Origin of the sequence: Algicola sagamiensis DSM 14643, assembly GCF_000374485.1 — a bacterium.
GTDB classification, from domain to species: domain Bacteria; phylum Pseudomonadota; class Gammaproteobacteria; order Enterobacterales; family Alteromonadaceae; genus Algicola; species Algicola sagamiensis.
Genome location: NZ_KB894504.1, coordinates 37415 through 57652 on the forward strand (window position 1 = coordinate 37415; position 20238 = coordinate 57652).

The 20238-nt window shown below is 43.3% G+C and carries 17 protein-coding genes; 12 read left to right on the forward strand and 5 right to left on the reverse strand.

What is annotated here, in order from left to right:
* Positions 1–3: 3 nt before the first annotated feature.
* Positions 4–462 (reverse strand): hypothetical protein, encoded by a 459-nt coding sequence (locus tag C505_RS0117110; RefSeq protein ID WP_169337064.1) that lies wholly within the window; start codon positions 460–462, stop codon positions 4–6.
* A gap of 163 nt (positions 463–625) precedes the next feature.
* Complete coding sequence (locus tag C505_RS0117115) at positions 626–994, reverse strand: lipase chaperone (RefSeq protein WP_040440205.1); 369 nt, start codon at positions 992–994, stop codon at positions 626–628.
* Positions 995–1242: 248 nt separating this feature from the next.
* On the opposite strand from C505_RS0117115, the gene C505_RS0117120 reads away from it, so the two are divergent.
* Positions 1243–1677: a hypothetical protein gene (locus C505_RS0117120; protein ID WP_018693858.1), complete on the forward strand. Its 435-nt coding sequence runs from the start codon at positions 1243–1245 to the stop codon at positions 1675–1677.
* 253 nt (positions 1678–1930) lie between these two features.
* Positions 1931–5812, forward strand: a complete 3882-nt coding sequence (locus C505_RS0117125) for a non-ribosomal peptide synthetase (protein WP_018693859.1) — start codon at positions 1931–1933, stop codon at positions 5810–5812.
* Positions 5813–5884: 72 nt separating this feature from the next.
* Here the strand turns inward: C505_RS0117125 and gorA are convergent, their stop codons facing one another.
* Together gorA and C505_RS23860 are read right to left on the reverse strand one after the other, a co-directional pair.
* On the reverse strand, positions 5885–7237 hold the full coding sequence (gene gorA, locus C505_RS0117130) for a glutathione-disulfide reductase (RefSeq protein ID WP_018693860.1): 1353 nt from the start codon (positions 7235–7237) through the stop codon (positions 5885–5887).
* A gap of 93 nt (positions 7238–7330) precedes the next feature.
* On the reverse strand, positions 7331–8116 hold the full coding sequence (locus C505_RS23860) for a substrate-binding periplasmic protein (RefSeq protein WP_018693861.1): 786 nt from the start codon (positions 8114–8116) through the stop codon (positions 7331–7333).
* A gap of 315 nt (positions 8117–8431) precedes the next feature.
* Between C505_RS23860 and C505_RS0117145 the strand changes: the two genes are divergently transcribed.
* Entirely contained in the window at positions 8432–10078 is a 1647-nt protein-coding gene (locus tag C505_RS0117145) for an EAL domain-containing protein (protein ID WP_018693863.1), read from the forward strand.
* A 102-nt stretch (positions 10079–10180) separates the two neighbouring features.
* Positions 10181–10795 (forward strand): carbonate dehydratase, encoded by a 615-nt coding sequence (gene can / locus C505_RS0117150; RefSeq protein WP_018693864.1) that lies wholly within the window; start codon positions 10181–10183, stop codon positions 10793–10795.
* Here can and C505_RS22800 read toward each other — a convergent pair.
* A complete protein-coding gene (locus C505_RS22800; protein WP_018693865.1) occupies positions 10792–11763 on the reverse strand; it encodes a 1-aminocyclopropane-1-carboxylate deaminase/D-cysteine desulfhydrase in 972 nt (323 codons plus the stop codon). The two genes, can and C505_RS22800, sit on opposite strands and share 4 nt — an antisense overlap.
* Positions 11764–11918: 155 nt before the next feature.
* Between C505_RS22800 and C505_RS0117165 the strand changes: the two genes are divergently transcribed.
* Genes C505_RS0117165 through C505_RS22805 form a run of 8 tightly spaced genes read left to right on the forward strand, consistent with a single transcriptional unit; the run spans position 11919 to position 20237 of the window.
* A complete protein-coding gene (locus C505_RS0117165; protein ID WP_018693866.1) occupies positions 11919–12824 on the forward strand; it encodes a hypothetical protein in 906 nt (301 codons plus the stop codon).
* Positions 12821–13429: a PilN domain-containing protein gene (locus C505_RS0117170; RefSeq protein ID WP_018693867.1), complete on the forward strand. Its 609-nt coding sequence runs from the start codon at positions 12821–12823 to the stop codon at positions 13427–13429. The genes C505_RS0117165 and C505_RS0117170 overlap by 4 nt, the downstream gene beginning before the upstream one ends.
* Positions 13426–14091: a type II secretion system protein GspM gene (gene gspM, locus C505_RS0117175; RefSeq protein WP_018693868.1), complete on the forward strand. Its 666-nt coding sequence runs from the start codon at positions 13426–13428 to the stop codon at positions 14089–14091. Before C505_RS0117170 ends, gspM begins: the two co-directional genes overlap by 4 nt.
* Positions 14069–14458: a hypothetical protein gene (locus tag C505_RS0117180; protein WP_018693869.1), complete on the forward strand. Its 390-nt coding sequence runs from the start codon at positions 14069–14071 to the stop codon at positions 14456–14458. The genes gspM and C505_RS0117180 overlap by 23 nt, the downstream gene beginning before the upstream one ends.
* A gap of 49 nt (positions 14459–14507) precedes the next feature.
* A complete protein-coding gene (mshL, locus tag C505_RS0117185; RefSeq protein WP_018693870.1) occupies positions 14508–16172 on the forward strand; it encodes a pilus (MSHA type) biogenesis protein MshL in 1665 nt (554 codons plus the stop codon).
* Positions 16173–16175: 3 nt separating this feature from the next.
* Entirely contained in the window at positions 16176–17075 is a 900-nt protein-coding gene (locus C505_RS0117190) for an ExeA family protein (RefSeq protein ID WP_018693871.1), read from the forward strand.
* Positions 17076–17078: 3 nt separating this feature from the next.
* Positions 17079–18362 (forward strand): CDC27 family protein, encoded by a 1284-nt coding sequence (locus tag C505_RS0117195; RefSeq protein WP_157369162.1) that lies wholly within the window; start codon positions 17079–17081, stop codon positions 18360–18362.
* A gap of 3 nt (positions 18363–18365) precedes the next feature.
* On the forward strand, positions 18366–20237 hold the full coding sequence (locus C505_RS22805) for a GspE/PulE family protein (protein ID WP_157369163.1): 1872 nt from the start codon (positions 18366–18368) through the stop codon (positions 20235–20237).
* Position 20238: the final 1 nt, after the last annotated feature.

Here is a 20238-nt window from a genome sequence, read left to right on the forward strand (position 1 = left end):
CATTTAAAACTTACGACGATTCATGGAGAATGTGACTTCCGCATTTCCTGTTGTAAGGTTGAAGCTATTCATCTTTCCTGCACAAATTGCTTTATCGCGGAATGAACCCCCTTCATTTTCAGCAATGACACGCTGTGGTAGGAAGTTTCCACTACGATAGTCTTTCATGATCACGAATCTGAAATGACATTTTGGTGCACGATGGCTTGGTTGGCTAAATCCATACTCTAAATCAACGATACGAACGACGTCTGGATAATTACTAAATACATGAAAGCTGCTTTTTCCCTGACTGGGCATGCTTTCGAGTGGTGTTGCACTATAGGTTGAGGTTTGTACATCATAACTCAAAAGCTTGATTTCATCATGACGGGTGTCATTTTCAACATTAACTTTAATTGATGCGAATGTTGATTGAGAAGCAAGAAGAAAAGGGATAAACAGTAGTTTACGACTGATCATTGAGGATTCCATTACATTTTTAGTCCAAATAAAACATCTCATCGATATGATGAGAATAATCCGAGCACTTTATATCAGATTAAAGTTATAGAAATCAAGGTTTTGTTTCAGAATTTGTTATTATTTGAATGGTATGTGTCAAAAGTAATCAGATTGCTAAGGATCAAGAGCTTTCGTAAAAATATTCACCTGGTTGGTAGGCTTTCATAAATTGAAGCGTATCTTTGTCTTCTCGTTGAAAGAATACAGATGGGCCTTTGCGTGTTTCTAATTCTTCAAGCGACATGACTTGTCCGAGCTTCTCGCCTTTGACGCCAAGTTGGTGCGCGAGCTGTTTCATCTCACTTTCCATCTTAGGCAGAATATTTTCCCGCATATTTTGTGCGGATTTTGCGTAGTATTCGCGAAGTTCTGGCGTTTCTGCGGTTTGAGAGAGCATAGTATATTCTTGAATACCTTGTCGACAACTCTGGACATCACCAACCCGGCCATTATATCCGAAAAAAACATCCATCATAGAAGTGATTATCATTCTAAATTCCTTCATTATTCAAACGATATGTATAGTGATAAATTGTCAGTTCACGGCCAACTTGTTCGCCGTGGAATGTACCTAAAAAAATGCGATAAGTCGACTGAAAAAGTCTAATAGATTTGTTGCAAGTCATTCTTTTGGGGTGTATTAACTTTTTTCATTATTCGTGGGATTCATATTTGCGAGGGATCGCAGCTTTGTTATGCTAAATGGCTGATGTGCTCTTTCATTCACTGAGATCTGTTATGAAAATCAAATCAATATTATGTGCGGCTGGTATCACCCTTTTTTGCCAACCACTATTTGCTGGTGATGTAGAACTAGCCGAAATGATGGGGAAAATGCAATATTTTACCCATAAAGCAACACTATCCATCCAAGAAAAAAATCAACCCCTCGCGGATTTTTACCTACATGAATTAGAGGAAATGATTGAAGCCGTGGAAGAGGTCAAAAGCTACGACGGTCACCCAATCGGACAACTGACCAAATCAATGCTGGTTCCATCATTCGAGGTATTGGAAAAACAAGTCAAAGCCGGAAAAATGAAAGTGGCAGATGAAGCGATTCAGCGCATGATTTTCTCCTGCAATGCATGCCACCAAGCAACAGCGCATGGATTTATCAAAATCAAACTCAATCGAGAGAATACTTATATGCAAGACTTTAAGAAGGGATAATCAAGCCTTTTTTCTTGGGTTAAACTTATTTGAAGGTTTTGTTAAACATTCATTTTAATTAAATTTTTATCTAGTTGTTTTCTTGCCGATAATCTATTATCCGCCTCGTGATACGGAATATTAATCATTAAAATTAATGGATGAATGATTGACGTATCACTTCTCACCTTCATCCACCTGTGGTCATCATAGCTGAACTATTTTAGTGGTGAATGATTATGTCAATTTGATGTTGATGTAACAGGATAACTATATGTTGAACAAAGTAAGCTGTTCATTAAGTGCCGCGCAACAGGAAGTTTGCCTTGCAATTCGTCAATCAGGAAGCAATTCAAGTTACCATTTATGTGATGTTTTAGAGTTTATCGGGTCGCTGGATATAGCAAAACTATCGACTGCAATTCAATACTTAGTCGCAGAAACAGAATCACTGCGTATCACCATTGAGCAAGATCAAACGACAGGTTTAATGAAGCAATTTGTGCATCCTCCCGAAAATCGTTTCCAGACTTGCTTTGAGTTTGTGGATGTTTCTGAAGATGAATGCCCTGATCAAGCTTACCAACAAAAGCTAGATCAATTGTTAGAAAAAGAGCTAGAGATAGAAAGCGGCCCCCTTGCTCAATATGTTGTGGTGAAATTGGCTGATCGTGTTTATCGGATCATCGAATTCGCTTCTCATTTGGTATTGGATGGCTGGGCACATGGGCTCTTATCAGCGAAAATAGCTGCAAATTACAATAATTTAGTTAAGGGTCAAACGCTTGAACTCAAACCTCCAATGGCGCTAGAGAGTGTTTTTCAAGCGGAGGAAGCTTACCGGAGTAGCGATACAAGAGAAAAGGATAAGGCATATTGGCTTGATTACTGTGCGCATTTGCCTGAGCCAACCCAGTTAGTCCCAAATGATACGCCATTGACAAAAATTCATCGATTGCGAGAAGTTGTCAGTGGTGAATTGGTCGAGAGCATTAGACAGTATGCCAGTGAGCATCGTCTCAGACTATCGAGTCTTCTCATGGCGCTATGTGCAACCTATCTCCATCGCGTCACTGGTCAACCAGAATTGGCTATTGGTATGCCTGTTGGGGCTAGGCAAATTAAGTCCTTAAGAACTATCCCTGCAATGGTTGCTAATATTTTGCCATTGCATTTGAAGTTTGATGAGCAAAGTTCTGCTTTAACTGTTGCAGCAGTGCTTCAAAAACAGCTCAGACGGCACTTGTTGCATCAAACTTATCGTGTTGAAGATATGGCGCGGGATCTGTATGCCGAAAGAGGGAATAAACCACTCTTTAAAACGTTATTGAATATTGTTTCTTATGACCAAGGAGCAAACTTTGAAGGTGGAGAAACGACGATTCAAAATGTTGCGAATGGACCGGCTGCACATATAGGGATTGATATTTTTGACAGAAATAGCGATGGGCGCTTGGAAATTGGTTTTAATGCCAATAGCGCGCTGTATAGCCTATCCGATCTTCAAAAGCATTATCAACGTATTATCATGATTTTTAAGCAGTTTATTGCGTCACCAGAACGATTAACCAAACAATATAGCTTATTTTTGGAGCACGAGCGCGAGCGTATCTACCCGAAATCAGCTCCGCTATCGCAACAGGCTGACTTTAGAACGAAATGGAATGACGCTGTCAAAAATTATCCAAACAATATTGCTGTCTCTCATGGTGAACGGACAATGACGTATGAGGAGTTTCATCAGTATACATCCTCGCTGGAGTCAGCTTTAAACGCGAAAGGGATCAAAGGGCATGATCGTGTTGCTGTCTTGATGTCCCCAAGTCTTGAATGGCCAGTTGTTGCAATTACACTGCTTAGAATGGGCGTTGCTTATGTGCCGATATCATCATCGCTACCCGCTGCGCGTATTAACCATATTCTACAAGATGCCGATCCGAAATTATGTATTGTGACACCAGGAAGAGCATTGGATAGTGCATTGGCTCTGGAGAATAGATACGAATTTTGCTTAGAACAAATGGAACCATCAGAGCGCTTCGTTGCCGATGGGAATGATTTTCCGATAGATGCGGTTGCATATGTTATATACACTTCTGGATCGACGGGTGTCCCCAAAGGTGTAGAAGTGACCCATCGCAACTTAGTGCCCATTGCAAATTCGGTTGCACTTGCTGCACATTTAAAGCCATCTGAGCGTGTTTTACAGTCCATCTCGCCGGGGTTTGATATGTCAGTGCTAGAAATCATGATGACGGCCTTAAGTGGTGCACAACTTGTCATGACAGAAGATCATGAAAGAACGCCAGGGGCAGCAATGGCTGAGACAATCAAACAAGAGTGGATTGATCTCGTGATCATGACACCCAGCTTGCTTGCTTATCAAAAGAGTGAAGATTTTCCAGCGCATCTCACCGTGCTGCTCGGTGGAGAGCCTTGTACTGCGAACTTACTCTCACGTTTCTCACACTGCCATCTATTGAATATTTATGGCCCGACAGAAACTTCTTTCGCAACATCAGTCAACGAAGACTTTGGGGCAAATAGTTTATCGATTGGTCAGCCAACAGAAAATACGCGCTTGTACGTCGTTGACTCAAATCAAGCGCTTTTACCGCCAGGAAGCTGGGGAGAACTTTTCATTGGAGGTCCTGGTGTAGCCAAAGGCTATTTGAACCAACCGGAACGAACAAAACAAGGTTTTATTCCAGATATCTGTGATCCAACAACCATGATGTATCAAAGTGGGGACCGTGTTTACTACGCCATGGATGGAGAGATCCACTATATCGGGCGTCAGGATAAGCAAGTGAAGTTAAGAGGATTGAGAATTGAACTTGAGGAAGTAAATAATGCAATGATGAGCTATGAGGGGATTGAGAATGCGGTGTCTCTTATCAAAGAACTCTCCAGCGGTCCTGCTTTAATTGGTTATGTCGTATCACAAGATCCGAACTTGAGTCTCGAACGGCTAAAGCAATCACTCACTCATCAGTTACCGTATTATATGATCCCGAGTATGATCATCGTTCTTCAAGAGTTTCCATTAACCGCAAATGGTAAATTGGCCACGAGTCAACTCCCAGAGCCTCAGCTGACTTCTCAAGGCTGCCAAGCACCACCAGAAACAAAAGAAGAAGTCATGATTTGTGAGTTATTTGAGAAGATACTTGGGGTTGATAAGGTGTATGCAAATGATAATTTCTTTGAGATGGGAGGGCACTCAGTTCTGGGATTACAACTGTTGAATCAACTGAAAGAAAAGTTGAATACGCAGCTGAATATGACAGACTTTTTAAGTGCCCCAACGCCAAGACACCTCGCATTAAGGCTATCAAGAACAGTTCCCTATCATGAGCCTTTTGCGATGCTTCTTCCTTTAAGAGAGGCAGGAGAAAGACCCCCTCTATTTTGTATCCATCCTGGTGGTGGTATTGCATGGCCATATGCAGGACTACTGCCTTATTTGCCTGAAGATCAACCCGTCTACGCAATTCAGTCGCCTATTCTACAAGATCCAAACCGAGAAATTCTGGATTTGAAAGGACTTGCGAATGAGTATCTCAGCCTGATTCAATCAATACAGCCGATAGGGCCTTATCAGCTTGCAGGTTGGTCAGTGGGGGGGAATTTAGCATTACTTATCACGTCATTACTCGAACAGCATGGTCATGAAGTGAGCTTTTTGAGTTTATTTGATAGTTACCCATTGCATGGTGGGCAGCAAGCCCTCAAGCTGGATGATGAGACAATTATCACGAGAATGACACGCGCAATTCTTGGTGCGCCCCGCTCAGGAATGACCGGGTTAAAAAGCGCAGTTGATGAGCTTCTGGGTGGGAACCAAGTTGGTGATGACTTCTTAAAACGGATTATTGAGGATTCAAAACAGATGGTGGATTTGCTGGAACATACAGAGTATCCACCCTGTCAGTGTGATGTCATCTTCTTTCGCGCAGCAACCGATATTCTGCGATTGGAAGCACAGCAACCCTCGCTCTGGAGGCCCTATGTCAATGGGCAATTGATAGAATATGAGGTGAACGCCCCGCATGAATGTATGCTCCAAAGACAATACCTTGAGCAATTTGGTGGTATCTTTGCTTCGGAGTTATTGTCCCGACAAGAAAAGAGCCTCATGTCTGCTGTGAATTAAGGAATAACTTGAGATTGTGCGGATAAGGATATTCTTTACCGTGAGCCATGTCACCATGGCTCACAGATCAACCTAGGTCATCGTCACAAACTCTTCCGCTGAGGTCGGGTGGATGGCAACGGTATTGTCTAGATCGGCTTTTGTTGCGCCCATTTTGAGTGCGACGGCGAAGCCTTGAAGGATCTCATCCATGCCAAAGCCAATGCCGTGGATCCCGACGACTTTTTCTTCTTCTCCAACACATACGAGCTTCATACGAGTCGGCTGACGATGGCTCGTCAGGGCTTGGTACATGGCAGTGAACTGGGACGTGTAGACTTTGACATTGTCTTCACCGTATTTGATTTTCGCAGCTTGCTCTGAAAGGCCCACAGTTCCAATGGGTGGGTGAGAAAAGACGACGGTCGCAACGTTATCGTAATCAAGGTGCGCATCTGGTTTGTTGTTGAAAAGGCGTTCTGAGAGTCGACGTCCAGCAGCAACTGCCACAGGCGTTAATTCAATACGGCCAGTGTTATCACCAACAGCATAGATGCCTTCAACGGTTGTATTTTGGTACTTGTCAGCCTTGATGTAGCCATATTCATTGAGTTCTACACCGATCGCTTCTAGATTAAGTGTTTCAATATTTGGTTTCCTTCCAATGGCCCAAACTACTTGTTCGACAGGACCAATTTGCTTTCCATTTTCCAAGTGAATGAGGCGTTGGCCATCTGGGAGTTTTTCAACAGACTTTGGTAAGCTGTGCGTATGAAGAGTTGGACCTTCTTCAGCCATGACTTCAACCAGCGTATCTGACAGGATTGGATCGAATGCTCTGAGTGGTTTTTCTTTCCTGACCACCAAGTGCGTTTCTGTTCCTAAAGCATGGAATACACCAGCTATCTCGACTGCAATATAACCTGCTCCGACAACAGCAACACTTTTGGGCTGTTCCTCTAATGCAAAGAATCCATCCGAATCAATGCCAAGTTCTGCACCAGGTAGATCTGGAATGACTGGGTAGCCACCTGTTGCAATTGTGATATGGTCAGCGGTGTAGTGCTCACCATTGACTTCGACTGTATTCTTATCCACAAAAGTGGCTCTTCCTTGGAGCACATCGACCTGATTGTTTCCTAAAACACGATCGTAAGATTGATGAATTCGACCGATATATGCTTCGCGGCTCTCAACCAAGGTTTTCCAATCGAATTGATTCAATGTTGTATCAAAACCATAGTCTGGTGCATATCGAAGCGCATCTGCGATGTGTGCGGCAAACCACATTGCTTTTTTAGGAACGCAACCGACGTTGACACACGTCCCCCCTAAGGCTTTTGCTTCAATAATTGCGCACTTTTTACCGTGCTTTGCTGCCCGGTTTGCTGATGCAATACCGCCACTGCCGCCACCAATAGCGATATAATCGTAATGTTTGCTCATGTTTTTAAGCCTGAGTTTGGATATTCAATATGATGTAGTGGCAAATGACCAGAAATTCAATCTCACTATTTCATCTATCAAACATTTTTCTTGTTATTTTGTGTATTTATCGATTAATTTTTGAATGGTTTTATTATTGCGGAATCGCTCGATTTGATAATTGTATTTTTTTAGCCAAGAGTCTCGAAATGGGTAACGTTTTGTATGTCGGGTAAACCCCATGTATGCCCAACGTTCTTTTTCCATCACATAGACATGGTATTGAGAAGGTTGAAATCCTGACGCAAACTTGAGCCGTTTAATATTCCATCGAATATTAATCCCATCGTTGATATAGCAATCTGCAATGTTGTGACGCATTGCTCTTAAGCCATCATCCACATTTTTGACATCTAAGATTTTAAAGACACTATCTTTTAAAAGATTATCGAAAAAGTCTGCCCCAGTGATAAAACCGAGGTTTCTAGAGATGATTTTCCCCTTTAGTCTTTCTTTCCAAAGATCACTTTTTGCCAATGGTTCTTTACAAAAGAGTTCCACTTGCTCAGCAATTGTTGGCGTTGAATAGTGAAGGTACGCGCGCCCAATCGGATCGTAATACGGAGCAAATACGGCAAATGCTTGACCGTCTTCGACCATTTTTAAAGCTCTTTTCCAAGGCTCCAATCGGATTTCAAAGTCGTGATTTTCAGTCGTTTCAATGACTTTTTGTACCAATTCGACCCAAATGCCAGTGGGCTGATTTCTTTTATCCATATAACTATAAGGTGGGTAATTGAAATCTCCGACGATGATATTCTGTTCTTGTGTTGCCATCGCATGACCACATAAGAAGATGCCTAAGATGATGAGCGCTGGCAGAAGATGAAATTTATGCATGGATGCCAATCAGTCCTGCTTCATTTCATTAAGTAAAGATAAGTTTGGTAGATTGGCAAGTTCGACAGGTGCTGACATGGATGAGTCGTGCGAGATGTGGAAATACGCGTGTATTTACTTTATAAACAAGCGTAATCAATTTAAAGTGTAAAAAATCTCTTAATTTGAATCATTTAGATTGACTCTTTTTCAATGTCCTTTTGCCTTTCTTTAGAGCGAATCAGAATTTAGTCCTAGACAAACAGCGATCTGCTGACCAGACTTGGAAAGAGATCAAGTTGGGATGGAAACCGTTCGCTTCTTGGTACAGGTGTAATGAATATTCCAAATATTTTGAAATGTCTTGTTGTCATTTTTGCATTAAATATTGTTGCTGTCGTTTCCGTTTTGCACACGCAAAAGAGTCAGGCAAAACAAATCGCCTATGAACGATTTAGCCAAGTTCGATTAGATGAGGTCAGGCAATTTCCAATTGTTGTCGGCGTTGATTTATGGTCAAAAGATTTTTCTTCAACGTATCACTTCTACTTTGATCGAAATGGTCAGCATATTGGCCTCGATAATTATTTTCGTCATCAGATCACGGTTTCAGTCCATTTACCACCCGTTCAGCATGCCTTAACGCCTGTTTTACTGGGGTTGAACCTGCTCAGTTTTATTCTTTTGGCTGGGCGATTCCTTTTCCTACGTGGCTGGAAGAATATTCTGCCTCAGACAGGAAGTTTGGAAGAGCAGCATCCAATTCAACAATGGATGAATGGTCATACTCAATCTCATAAGGCTTTTGATCGAAGCCGGTTTCTTCAGCTTTTGTTGCAAACGTCTCGGCAAAAGCGACAATTATTTCAACTCGTCGTCTTTACGCACGAGCTTGATGTCGAACAACGCTATCATGTTCGATTATCCTTGTTGAGCCGACTTTTGGAAAAACAAATGGATATGAAAGACTGGGTTGGCTTGGGACGCCTCTCTCAAAACTCCTTTGCGCTGTTATTGAAAATCGATCATGTTGAACAGTCGAACGCCATTATGCGAATCGCAAAAGGTGTTCGTCGCATGCTTGCTCGTGGTAAAGAACAGAGCTTGTCTGTGGGGTCTTTGGTATTTGATCATTCCATTCATCCACAGGAATTATTTGAAACCGTAGAACGGCTGAGTTACCAAAAGCTTCAACATCAAACCGTATTGCACTGGCAGGAAGGCAATTGGAAAAACCGCCTACAACGAGAGCTACCTGACTCGGATCACATCTTATTGTCAACACAACCAGTCATGGGTAGAGACATGAATGTACATCATTACGAAATCCTGACCCGATTTCGTGATGATAAAGGTGGATTGCAACCTGTTTCCAGTTTAATGCTGGAGACTCAGCATACGGCCGAAGCGATGCGATTGGAACAGGAAATTTTTCAGCGTGCGATCCGCTTAATCGAATATGAAAGTCAGCCCGACCAATTGTTCAGTTTAAACGTTTCTTTATGCTTTTTAAGAGATGAGCAATATTTCACAAATCTGATTGAGACACTGCAAAAACATCCGAAGGTGGCTAAAAAACTAATCTTGGAGTTTACCGAGTCGAGTGTCATTGAGCACTGTGAGGCATTTTCTCGGATTGCACGTCAATTAAAGTGCTACAAAGTACGCATACTCATTGATGAAGTGTGTGTCTTCTTTGATTCGATTTTCCCAGATTTATCCATGATCCCGGATTTTGTCAAAATGCATACAGCCCTTGTCCAAGGGGTGGATAAATACGATGAGTCACAACAGCTCGTTCGCCAGATTGTGAGTCATGGTTTGCATCATACAATTCCAATATATGCGATTGGTGTCGATCAAGATACAGAGTGGAAATTCTTGCTGGATCTTGGGATCGCGGGTGGGCAGGGATTTTACTTTACCCAGTCACTTGGGGCGTTGGAGCAATGGTCGAGCGATACTTCTTTGAAGGATTGTTAGCGACATACTGACAACTGACACAACTCTTACCTGTCACCAGACTCTTTTTTCCGATGAGGATAACTGATACATTCCCCGTGTTCGTCTAATGTGGGGTAAGTTATGAGTGCTTTAGAGCAATTATTTGAGAATAATCGGGCGTGGGCTGAGCGGATCAAGCAAGAAGATCCTGAATTTTTTACCAAGCTGGCAGCACAGCAGACGCCGGAGTATTTGTGGATTGGCTGCTCTGATAGCCGCGTACCTGCAAATCAGATCGTTGGTTTACTGCCAGGAGAAATTTTTGTTCATCGAAATATCGCGAATCAGGTGATCCATACTGATCTCAACTGCCTCTCTGTTCTTCAATACGCAGTGGAAGTTCTCAAAGTAAAACACATCATTGTCTCGGGGCATTATGGCTGTGGTGGTGTTCATGCTGCTGTTGATGGGAAGGAGCATGGTTTGATTGATAACTGGTTGCGCCATATCGCTGACACAGCAGAAAAACATGAAAAAGAGCTGGATGCGATTACAGATGAGAAGCAACGCTTGAACCGTTTATGTGAACTGAACGTCGTTGCGCAAGTAAAAAACCTATCCAATACACCGATGATTAAAAAGGCATGGGCAGCAGGTCAGGATCTCACGATACATGGCTGGATCTATGGTATAGAAGATGGCGTGATCCGCGATTTACACGTTTGTACAGCGAATTACTGCCGCGTCCCTTCTTAATTTTCTTGATGGGGATACGTTGTTTCGGAATAAACAGCTGATAGCAGTGTCTCCAGATCTGGGTTGCGTTTGGCCATACCACGCAATCCTTGCATCCCTCCGGTGTGGATCAATAAGATCCGCTGCCCTTTTCTGAATACTCCCTGATGTAACATTTGCTCAAATCCTGAAAACATTTTGGCAGAATAAATCGGTTCAACTGGGATGTTCATCTTTTGCCAAATACGATGGCATAATTGAATCAATGCCTCGTCACATTTCGCATAGCCGCCATGATGAAACTCATGCCAGATTTGCCAGCTTTTTTCAGTAGAGCCAACCAGCTGTTGTACTTTTTCTGTCAAGTATTTAGCACTTTTAAGCACACAAATACCATGGACCTTTGTTTGTATCGGTGCACCTTGGATCAGCCCGGCCATTGTCCCGCCAGACCCTACTGGGCAAATAACATGATCGAATGGGGGATGATCTTGCAACTCCAGAAATAAATCAGCGACGCCTTGTAGTGCTGATGGTGCTGTTCCGCCCTCTGGAAGTAGTCGTGCATGAGGATATTGGTTTTGTAATGATGCGATATAATCAACGTCTTCCCGCTTGGCGTATTCCTGCTTTGAAATCGGTGTAATGGCCATTCCCCAATGTTTTGCGTCATTGAGCGTTGGGTTGTCATCGCTGAGATACAAACCTCGAATGATCCCATGTGTTGCGAAACCAAGAAGATGGCCCAGGGCTGCACAGGCATGAATATGATTCGAGAAAGCACCACCAAATGTCAGAAGTTCTTTCTTTTCCCCATTGAGAATTGGCTCGATTGCATATTTCAGTTTACGGAACTTATTTCCAGAAACGAGCGGGTGAATAAGATCATCTCGTTTGATCCAGACTTCAAGTCCCGATTGCTCAGCCAACGAATAAGTCAGTTTTTGCAGCGGCGATGATAATAATAAAGTATTAAATTTGGATGACATTGAACTTTTTTCATATTAAAACGATGGTTTTTCAACCAAATTTAGTAAAAAAGCAAATCCTGACAAATAATTAAAGGTACAGATTACGCCAAAATGCCGAGTGCTATTGTCTCAGGATAAACATGATCTTCAAGCGTTTGTTTAAGAAAAAGAGCATGGATTTTTTTGTGGGGATCAATATCTGCCCACTTGGCCTGACGTTGGCAAAAGGCATCCACCAAGAGCAGAGTTGGGAATTTATTGATACACGATCTGTAGATTTTGAAGGAGACCATGGCTGGTTTATAGCCTTGAAAGATACCGTCTCGAAATTAAGTGAACGCTGTGGGTGCTGCATTGTTTTACCGAATAACATGTATCAAATACAGGCTATTGAAAAACCAAATGTGCCTGAGAGTGAGCTTCTTCATGCTTTGCCTTGGAGTTTAAAAGAGCTTGTCAATATGAACGCTGAGGAAATGATTTTGGATTACTATGATCCGGCATTTCAAGTACCGAATCAACCAGAGAAAATCAATGTTGTGGTGACTCATCGGCAAGTCATCAGCAAAATTGTGGAGCTTTTCCGTAAGGCGAAACCCAAGCTAATCGGCATTTCCATTGAAGATTTGGTGATGCGAAATATGCTTCCCATTCAAGAAGAGCCAATTCTTCAAGTTGTGCAAAGTATGAATAAAGAGCCTGCACTTCATATCATCAAAAATGGACAGAGTTTTTTCTCGCGCCGATTACGAGGGTTTAATCAAATCCATGAATACACAGAAGATGAGCTGGGTGAGGGGGTTGCAGATACACTGAGTGTCGAAATCCAACGTTCGATTGATTATTTCGAAGGGCAGATAAAACAAGGAACGATTTCCAGTATTCAACTCTCAATGCCCACACCTGCGCTGACTTTTCTAGTGAATCGAGTGAATAACAACTTTGGTGCTGCAGTCTCTGAGCTGCAATGGAGCCATGGTGATTTGCCCGAAGATTTAACACCATTATGGAATTATTTTCCTGCATTTTGTGGGGCGGTGGAAGGGCAGTTGCTGATTGAAGAGGGAATGTACGATTGAAAAAGCGGATTAACCTTTACCCGGCCGATATGCGGCCAAAGCGCGATCCCTTTCCTTTGTTGTTAGTTATTGGGATTTGGGCGAGTGTTGGCAGTATCGTATTTGGTACAGGTTATTACTTTGAACAGGAGCGGGATATGTGGCGTGAGCAGTTAGAAAAAGAAAAAGCGTCACTCAAAGCTTCTGAAGATGGATTGACAGAGTTACAAAAGCGTCAGGCAAAGTATGCTCCTGATGAAGCCATTGTGGAGCAACGCAAAAAAATGGAAGAGGAGCTGATTGGCAAACGTGCGTTATTGACTTATTTGAGGGACAAAGAAAAGCGTGAAGAAACAGGCTACGCTGCAATGATGCATGATATTGCAAGGTTACATGTTCCCGGACTGTGGTTGAAGGAGATCCAGATTGAAGACAAAAACATGCGTTTTTTTGGCCATGCGACAAGTGCAACGGCCGTGCCGCAATGGTTAAAAAACTTGAAGGGGTCGGAACATTTTTCTGGTCGTCAGTTTGCAGCGATGGAATTAAAAGAAGAAACACAGGATGTCTTGAGCTTTACAATCTCAGAAATGCCGATATCTGAGGAAGAGGTTGTGGTGCAATGAAAAATTACTGGGAAGACTTACAAAAGAAATTCCAGGCCCGACAACCGAGGGAAAAGGCGATTATTTTTGGCGCTGGACTAGTGATCGTTGGTTGGGGAGGCTTTTTGCAATATATCGAACCGCCCTATAAAGAAATGACGCATTTACAACAGCAGCACCAACGGACCGTTCAGACACTCAATAGTACTAATTTACAGATGTCTGAAATTCAATCGTTGCTCGGGAAGGATCCCAATATGCACGAGAGAGAGAAAATGGAAAAAATTGCAAAGGAGATGGCACAGCTGGATCAGCGATTAACGGAGCATGTAGCAGATTTTGTTCCGCCAGAAAAAATGACGGAACTATTGCAAGATATGTTGCTTCAGGCAAAACAACTGAAGTTGGAGGAACTCGGGTCTATTGAGCCGGAGCCGCTTGAGTTTACATCGGTTAAACAAGCCGAAGGTGCAGAAAAGAAGGTGCAACTTTTCCAGCATGGCATTGTGGTGACATTTCGAGGGACTTATTTTGATGTCTACCATTACTTAAGAAAGCTGGAAACATTGCCTTGGCGTTTTTTTTGGCGGCGAATGCATTACGAAGTCACGCGATATCCGCTTGCGAGGGTACAACTTGAATTGGTCACGATCAGTGCAGATGAAAAGTTTTTTGCGATTTAATGCTCATACTCTTATCTTCAGCAGCGTTTTTTTCTGGGCTGGCACTGTTTTTGCTTCATCGGAAGGGGCGATTGTAGACCCAACAAAGCCACTCGTGGAGTTAGTCCAAGGTGTTGCAACGACAGAACAGACGGAGAAAGAAGCGCCATTGAAGTTAGAAAGCTTATGGTGGAATCAGCGCGACGCAAGGGCTGTCATCAATAATACCGTACTTAGAAGAGGGGAAAAAATACAAGGTTATCAAGTCACTGGTATCGAAAATAACCGGGTAACGTTAAAAAAAGGCGAAGAGTCGCTGGAGCTATCACTCATTTATGAACTTGTGGTGCCGAAGAAAGACCAAACAGAACAGCCGAATAGACCTTAGTGTTGTCACTTGTTGTTTCCGTGTGCGAAGGATCATTGGACTGATTGGAATGATACTGTGTTTAAGCACAGGTTGTCAGCGTGTTGATCGTCCGCTTGAACCGCCACATGAGATCCAAAAAGAACTCAGAAAAGCAAGAAATTCACATCAAACACATGATCATTCGCCAGAAGATTTAAAAATACCTGAAGATGTGGTTGACGATATTTTTGTTGGGATCACAAACGATCCTGCGGTACTGAAACCCAAAGTTCAGCGATTTGATGTCACAGCAGAAAATGTCGATATTCGGAGTTTACTGAATAGTCTAATGCAAAGCGCGCCTTACAGTGTCGCGATCCATCCGGATGTGCAGGGGGCAATTTCTCTTCAGCTTAAAAATGTCACCCTCGATGAAACGCTCGATATTCTTAGCTCACTATATGGTTATGATATTCAACAAAAAGGACGCGTATATCAGATCTATCCAGCTGGGATGCAAACCCGCTCTTTCCAGGTGAATTATCTATTTATGCAACGGGCCGGTACCTCTTCAATTACAGTCAACTCTGGCGGGGTATCTCAGCAGGCCGGTGCAAGTGGCGGAGGCAATTCATCTGGTTCTTCAAGTAGTGGTTCATCAAATTCTTCCTCTTCTTCATCCAATTCCAGCGGGAGTTCTGGTAGTTCAGGCTCCAGCAGTAGTCAGCAAAACGGTTCATTTATTGAAACGATTAGTGAAACGACGTTTTGGAGTGAACTTAAAGAAACATTACAAACCATGATCGGAACAACGGATGGGCGGTATGTTGTGGTCAGCCCGCAAAGTGGTTTGGTGACTGTCCGAGCATTACCCGGTGAGCTTCGTACTGTTGAACAATTCCTGTCGATATCAGAACAAACGATCCAGCGCCAGGTTATTTTGGAAACCAAGGTGATTGAGGTCACACTGGATGATGAATACCAACAAGGGATTAATTGGCAAAAAGCCCTGAGTCATTTGAGAAATACAGACTTTAGCTTTGTGAACTCTCCAGGAAAAGCTGGAAATACAATTACTGGTGGACTGGGTGGGATCACTGGCTTGACGGTCACCAATCAGAACTTTCAGACGGTGATTGAACTGATGCAAACCCAAGGAAATGTCCATGTACTTTCCAGCCCGCGGGTTTCCGCTTCGAATAATCAAAAAGCAGTCATCAAAGTTGGTCAGGATGAATACTTTGTGACAGATGTCAGCACAACGACGGTGACTGGAACGACGAATTCCGGCACTTCCACAACACCGGATATTGAACTGACACCCTTCTTTTCTGGGATCTCTTTGGATGTGACGCCACAGATCGATTTGGATGGAAATGTGATCTTACACGTTCATCCCGCTGTAAATGAAACTACAGAACAGAAAAAAACGATTACACTCAATAATGAGAATATTGTATTACCACTGGCGCAGAGCAATATCCGCGAATCGGATACCGTCATCCGAGCAAAAAGCGGTGAAATTGTCATTATTGGTGGCTTGATGCAAAACCTGAAGACATACAATGTTTCAAAGACACCACTCCTTGGGGATATCCCTTTTATTGGGGAACTGTTTACAAGTCGTTTTGAAAAGAACTTGAAAAAAGAACTCGTAATTTTGTTAAAGCCAGTCGTTGTGGAGGGGGGGACTTGGCGGGAGCAGCTTGATCGCTCTAAACGTCTATTGGAAGAATGGTATCAGGGGGAATAGCGCATGTATTTGTATCACTTTGGCCTTAAAGAGTTACCGTTTAGTTTGACGCCAAATACAAGTTACTATTTGGATTTACCCAGCCATCATGAGGCTTTAGACGTTTTGATGACTGCGCTTAAGCTGGGAGAAGGATTTATCAAAGTGACGGGGGAAGTTGGGGTTGGCAAAACACTCCTTTGTCGTAAATTACTGAAAGAACTTCCAGATGCATTCTGTACAGCGTATATTCCCGACCCTTATTTATCCCCCCAAGAGATGCGATGGTCTCTCGCCCATGAGCTAGGGATGGAAGTCCCCGTTGAAATGAATCCTATTCAGCTAGCCCAGCAATTGCAAGAACATCTGCTTGAACTGTGTATGGCAGATAAGCGCGTTGTATTGGTCATTGATGAGGCTCAGGCATTACCTGATGAGACGCTGGAAGCGTTACGTTTGATCACGAATCTGGAAACAGAAAGCAGAAAGCTGGTACAAGTTGTTTTACTCGGCCAACCAGAGCTGAATGAGCGGTTGAAGGAAAGACACCTCAGGCAATTACGCCAACGAATTTCATTTAGTTATGATCTGCGCCCGCTAGAGTACAATGAAGTTATTGATTATGTGCATCATCGTCTTGCGGTGGCTGGGTATGTTGGTGCGCCTATTTTAGATGACTCAGGATTGGATTTACTGGCGAGCGGCGTAAGTGGCATTCCGAGAATTATCAATATTGTTTGTCACAAAGCATTATTACTTGCTTATGGTGAGGGTCGAAGAAGTGTTTCGAAAGATCACATTCGAGAAGCCTTACAGGATACGGACGGAAGTGAATATAACAAAGACTGGCAAAAAATTACGTTTGGTACTGTGTTAACCGGGGCAGTCGGCAGCTTGGCATTTTGGTATTGGCTCGGGAGGTAACTCGTGAGCGTGATTAATAAAGTTCTGCAAGACATAGAGCGCCGAACTAGGCAGGAAAAAGACAAACCGCCACCCGTATCTAGCCCTGTGACGATCCGCAGAAAGAACCCAAAAATCATTGTGATTGCTTCGGTAATGGTTGGTATTCTCGTTGGTTCTATTATTAATTTTTATATTCTTGAGTCGAACAGAAATGCAGAACAACAGCTTCCAATAGTGGTAATACCAGCGCAAGCGCCACAAAAGCAACAGGATACCATTCCAAATATCTCCCCAAGACAGCATTTAGCCCAGCAACAAAAAGTACAGGAAAGTGCTCGTAAAATGGCGACCGTCACCAAGCTGGCTCCGAGTGCAACATTGCCATCCAAAATTGAAAAAACAACAGCAGTTCCATCCCCAAGTAAACCTGTGCCACAACAAGTGATTGCAAAACAAGCGAAGTCCCCAAAAACAGTTTTGCCCCCAAAACTATCCCCCCCAACCATCGCCTCAAAAAAAGCAAAAGATGAGATAAAGCATCAGGAATTAGACAAACAGCCATTTGCACGCGAAGCCGCGAACAAAAAAAGCTCGACACCTGTTTTGAACAACGTCATTGCGACATCGAATCCAAAGAAAGCGGCTATCACGAACACAATAGCACCCGGAAAATCACATTTAAAAGAAACCGCGCTAAAGCCAGATGAAAAAACTGTTAAGTTAGCCATTAAGCCAGTAAAGACAGACTTTGCGAGTCTTGCGAAAAAAAGTCTAAAAAAAGCAAAAAGCGCGCAGCAATCCGGTCGATTGGCACAGGCAAGGAAACTTTATTACCAGTCTTTAGAGCTTAAACGGGCCCACCACCCTGCACGAGAAGGCCTTGCTGCATTACTATTTGGTCAGGGCAGTCAGCAAGAAGCCATTCATGTTTTGAAGCAAGGCGTTGCCCTTTATCCACAACACGAGGGCTATGCAATCTTGTTGGCGAAAGTATATTACCGTCAGCGTAAGTGGGAGGAAGCTTTAGCGGTGATCCCGGTGATTTCGGATAATATTGAGATACAAGCTTTGCGGGCAAACTTACTTCAACGAGTGGAAAATTATATTGCAGCAGGTGATATTTTTATGACACTCGTCCATCGTCAGCCATCACAGCCCAGATGGTGGCTTGGCGCCGCGATTGCTTTTGATAAACAAGGTCAAGAAAGACGCGCAGAGTATGCTTATCGTCAAGCCGTTTCTTTAGGGGGCTTGTCCCAGCAATCTCAGCAATTTGCAAAGCAACGTCTTGCTCGATTGGAGTAACAGATGGCTAGACCTCGACTCAAAATGCGGTTGGGCGATTTGCTCGTCCATGAACATATAATTACTCAAGATCAACTCATGCAGGCGCTTGGTTCCCAGAAAAAAAGCGGCAGGAAGCTCGGGGCGACACTCATTGAGCTTGGCTATATCGAAGAAGAAGAGTTACTCAAGTTTTTAGCACAGCAGCTCAATATTCCTTATATGGACATTTCTCAAAAGCGGATTGCACCTGAAGTGGCGCAATTACTTCCGGAAGTTCATGCCAGACAACACCGTGCTCTTGTGATTGAAGATAATGGCATGGAAGTGACTTTAGGGATGAGTGATCCTGCTGACTTAAGTGCGTTAGATACAATTGCACCATTACTCTCCCCAAAAGAGATACAACTTGCAGTCGTTAAAGAAAGCCAAATGCTCGAAGCGTTTGACTCGCTCTACCGTCGGACTCAGGATATTGCGTCATTTGCTGCGCAGCTCCAAGAGGAGTTTGAAGAAACCGCGGATTTTGACTTTGCAGCCCTGATTGATGATACCCAGGGAGGGGATGCAACGGTCGTCAAGTTGCTTCAATCCATATTTGAGGATGCCGTTCAAATCCGAGCTTCGGATATACATATCGAACCAGATGAAGGGATGTTGCGTATTCGTCAGCGGGTCGATGGTAAGCTCCAAGAGAACATTTTAAAAGAAGTGAATATCTCGAATGCATTGGTTTTACGTTTAAAACTCATGTCAGGGTTGGATATCTCAGAAAAGCGTTTACCTCAGGATGGTCGATTTAATATCAAAATTAAAGGGCATAATATCGATATCCGGATCTCAACAATGCCTGTGAAGCATGGTGAATCAGTCGTTATGCGTTTATTGGATCAGTCTGCTGGTCTTTTAAATCTTGATGATACGGGTATCCCGCCTCATCTGCTTGAAAAATTAAGAATGCTGTTTCACCGACCACACGGGATGTTATTAGTGACAGGGCCAACGGGGTCGGGAAAAACCACAACGCTATACGGCGCATTGTCCGAACTGAATCAGGAAGAAAAGAAAATTATTACAGTTGAGGACCCGGTTGAATACGGCTTACCACGAATCAATCAGGTTCAAGTGAATACAAAAATTGGGCTCACCTTTTCTTCCATCTTAAGAACAACCCTTCGCCAAGACCCGGATATCATCATGGTCGGTGAGATGCGGGATCAGGAAACGGTAGAAATTGGTCTTCGAGGTGCACTAACAGGTCACTTGGTCCTGTCCACACTCCACACGAATGATTCCGTCACAAGCGCGCTGAGATTAATTGATATGGGGGCACCTGCATATTTAGTTGCGAGTGCATTACGGGCAGTTGTTGCGCAGCGTCTGGTTAGACGCGTTTGTGATGGTTGTCGGACAGAAGTCAAAGCGGATGAGCAAGATGTGGCATGGGCAAGTGCCCTTGCTGGTATTGATAAGTCACGCGCTCAGTTTTATAAAGGTCTCGGGTGCCAAAGTTGTAATTATTCAGGATACAAAGGGCGAATTGGTGTCTACGAAATATTAGTGATGAATCACGCCATGATTGAAGCGTTGCGTAAAGAGGATCCACATGAGTTTTCAAAAGCAGCGATTCAATCACCTGAATTTAAACCCTTCTCATTAGTGGCACTGGAATATGCTGAACAAGGGATTACGACATTGGATGAAGTCTTACGCATTTCCGAAAATGTTGCAGATGATGCGCCAGTTGGCATTCAGCAACAACCGCATGAAGAAGAGAAACCAGCTCCCACGGGCTTACAGTTAGAACCTCAACAGCCAGCCCCAGAAAGTACACCGCAAAAGCCAGTATCACCGCCTCCTTTCGATGATGATGGTAGTCCGTTTAGTGACGGATAAA